Consider the following 2565-nt stretch of genomic DNA (forward strand, 5'->3'; position numbering starts at 1 on the left):
GGACTGGCTGCGCGAAACCGGCCGGACCACCGGCAAGATCGGCGTCATCGGCTTCTGCATGGGCGGCGGCTTCGCCCTGCTGCTGGCCAATGACGGCTTCGACGCCGCCGCCGTCAACTACGGGCGGCGCCCAAAAGACCCCCGGGAGGCCCTCGCCGGTGCCTGCCCGATCGTGGCCAACTTCGGCGGCCGGGACCGCACCCTGCCCGGCGAAGCGGCGAAACTCGCGGCTGTGCTCGACGGGCTGGGCGTGGAGAACGACGTGAAGGAGTTCCCGCACGCCGGGCACGCCTTCCTCAATGATGTGGAGACCGGGCCGAAGGTGCTGCGGCCGCTCATGCGGGTCATGGGCATCGGCCCGGATCCGGAATCGGCCCCGGAAGCCTGGCAGCGGATCGAGGACCACTTCGCCAAGTATCTGAACCCCAGCTGAGTCGCGGCAGGGACCGTTTTTGGTTCTCAAACGGCCCTGCCGCGTCTTACTTGGGTGAGCGGGCGCCTGGCGTGAAACCATACGGAGCATGGCCCAGAAGATTGCGTACCAGGGTGAACCGGGCGCCAACTCCAATATTGCGTGCATGCAGATGTTCCCCGAACTGGAGAGCGTTCCCTGCGCGAGTTTCGAAGACGCTTTTGAACTGGTGGCCGTCGGCACCGCCGACCTGGCCATGATTCCGATCGAAAACTCCATTGCCGGCAGGGTGGCCGATATCCATGTGCTGCTGCCCCAGTCCGGGCTGCAGATCGTCGGCGAGTATTTTCTGCCCATCCACTTCGACCTGCTGGGCATCCCGGGCAGCACCATCGAGGCAGCCACCGAGGTCCACAGCCACCTCCACGCGTTGGGGCAGTGCCGGCGTCTGATCCGCTCCGCCAGCCTGCGCCCCGTGATCGCCGGCGATACTGCCGGGTCCGCCCGGGAAGTGCGCGACTGGAACGATCCCACCAAACTCTCGCTCGCTCCTCCACTCGCGGCTCAACTCTATGGCCTGGAGGTGCTCGCCTCCGCTGTCGAGGATGACCCCTCCAACACCACGCGGTTCGTGGTTCTGGCACGGGAAAAGCCGCTGCCGGCCCGGGACATCCTGTCCGGACCGGCCGTCACCAGCTTTGTATTCCGTGTCCGGAATGTCCCCTCAGCCCTCTACAAGGCGCTGGGAGGATTCGCCACGAACGGGGTAAACATGACGCGGCTGGAAAGCTACATGGTGGGCAATGAATTTGCGGCCACGATGTTCATGGCCGACGTCGAGGGGCACCCCGAGGATTTGCCGCTCAGACTGGCGCTGGAGGAACTGGAGTTCTTCACCACAGAGGTACGCATCCTTGGCGTCTACCCCGCCGCGGAATACAGGTCCAGGCAGGCAGCCGGCCTCTGACCGCCAGCCCGGACAAACCTTGCGAAGAAGGCCAACTCCACGCGGTCACACCGCCGCGGGCCGCCCTGCCCGCAACAGGGGGGCGAAGAACGCGGCAAGCTCCGCCGTCGCCGTCAGCGGCAGGACGTTGGCCACGTACTGGTCCGGGCGCACCACCACGATGACGCCGCCGCGGTCGATGCCGCGCAACGCAAAGATGTCCGCCGCCGGGTCGGTGCCGTAGACCTTTTCGAGGTAGGGGAGCTTGAACGGCCCCACCTCCGGTTTGAACACCGCGGGGACGTTGCCGATGTCGATGCCAGTGTGATCCTGCTGGTAGATCACCTTCACGTCGAACCAGGCGTCACGGTCGACCCCTCCGGGGGTGGCGGCGAGCGGCGAGTCCGGCGCGCTGGCCAGCCACGCGGCGAGATCCGCGGCGGGCGACGGGGCCCCCGCCTGTTGTGCTGGCGCCGCCTGGTCCGCGAAGACGTAGATGCGCCAGCGGCCGTCCGCCGTGGCCTGGTGGCCGAGCTGGACCGGGTTGGTGTCGCAGACCCGCACAACCGGCGCGGACTTGAAGCGCTTGCCGACGGGAAAGCCGGTGGCCAGCTGCTGGTGCGTGGCCTCGGCGACGATCATCGACGGCGAGTACTCGGTCATGAAGCCGGCAGGGAACTCGGCGGTGCGCACGTAGAAGTCCTCGAGCTCGGAGGGGTTTTCAAACTCCTCGGGCTTCTTCGCCATGAGCGTCGACCACACCTTGTCGAAGTCGATCAGGTTCTTCGCGACCACCTGCCGCTCGGCCGAGTACGTGGACAGCAGGCTCTCCGGGCTGCGTCCCTCCAGCACGTGGCCGAGCTTCCAGCCGATATTGAAGCCGTCCTGCATGGAGACGTTCATGCCCTGGCCGGCCTTGGCGCTGTGCGTGTGGCAAGCGTCGCCGGTGATGAACACCCGCGGCGTGCGGGTGCCCAGCTCCTCCGGGAGGACGTCGTCGAACCTGTCGGTGAGGCGGTGGCCCACCTCGTACACGCTGTGCCAGGCCACGTTGCGCACGTCGAGCGTGTAGGGGTGGATGATCGCGTTGGCCTTGGCGATGATCTGCTCGATGGTGGTCTTGCGGACCGCACCGCGGTCGTCCGCGGCGACCTCGCCGAGATCGACATACATGCGGAAGAGATGCCCGCCCTCGCGCGGGATCAGC

The 2565-nt window shown here is 67.0% G+C and carries 3 protein-coding genes; 2 read left to right on the forward strand and 1 reads right to left on the reverse strand.

From position 1 onward, the window contains the following. Positions 1-433, forward strand: a 433-nt coding sequence (locus tag LQV45_RS25320; RefSeq protein WP_230009382.1) for a dienelactone hydrolase family protein, incomplete at its 5' end; no start/stop codon positions are given. 88 nt (positions 434-521) lie between these two features. Next, positions 522-1379 carry a prephenate dehydratase gene (locus tag LQV45_RS25325; protein ID WP_223913646.1) on the forward strand — a complete coding sequence of 286 codons (858 nt, stop codon included), beginning with the start codon at positions 522-524 and terminating at the stop codon, positions 1377-1379. A 45-nt stretch (positions 1380-1424) separates the two neighbouring features. Here the strand turns inward: LQV45_RS25325 and LQV45_RS25330 are convergent. Next, positions 1425-2565 (reverse strand): FAD-dependent monooxygenase (locus LQV45_RS25330; RefSeq protein WP_230009383.1); only part of this gene is annotated, 1141 nt, incomplete at its 5' end.

This window comes from Microbacterium sp. Bi128, from assembly GCF_918698205.1.

Bases quoted from the DNA above. Each gene is read 5' to 3' on its own strand.
- LQV45_RS25325 (WP_223913646.1), top strand. From the start codon at position 522: ATGGCCCAGAAGATTGCGTACCAGGGTGAACCGGGCGCCAACTCCAAT.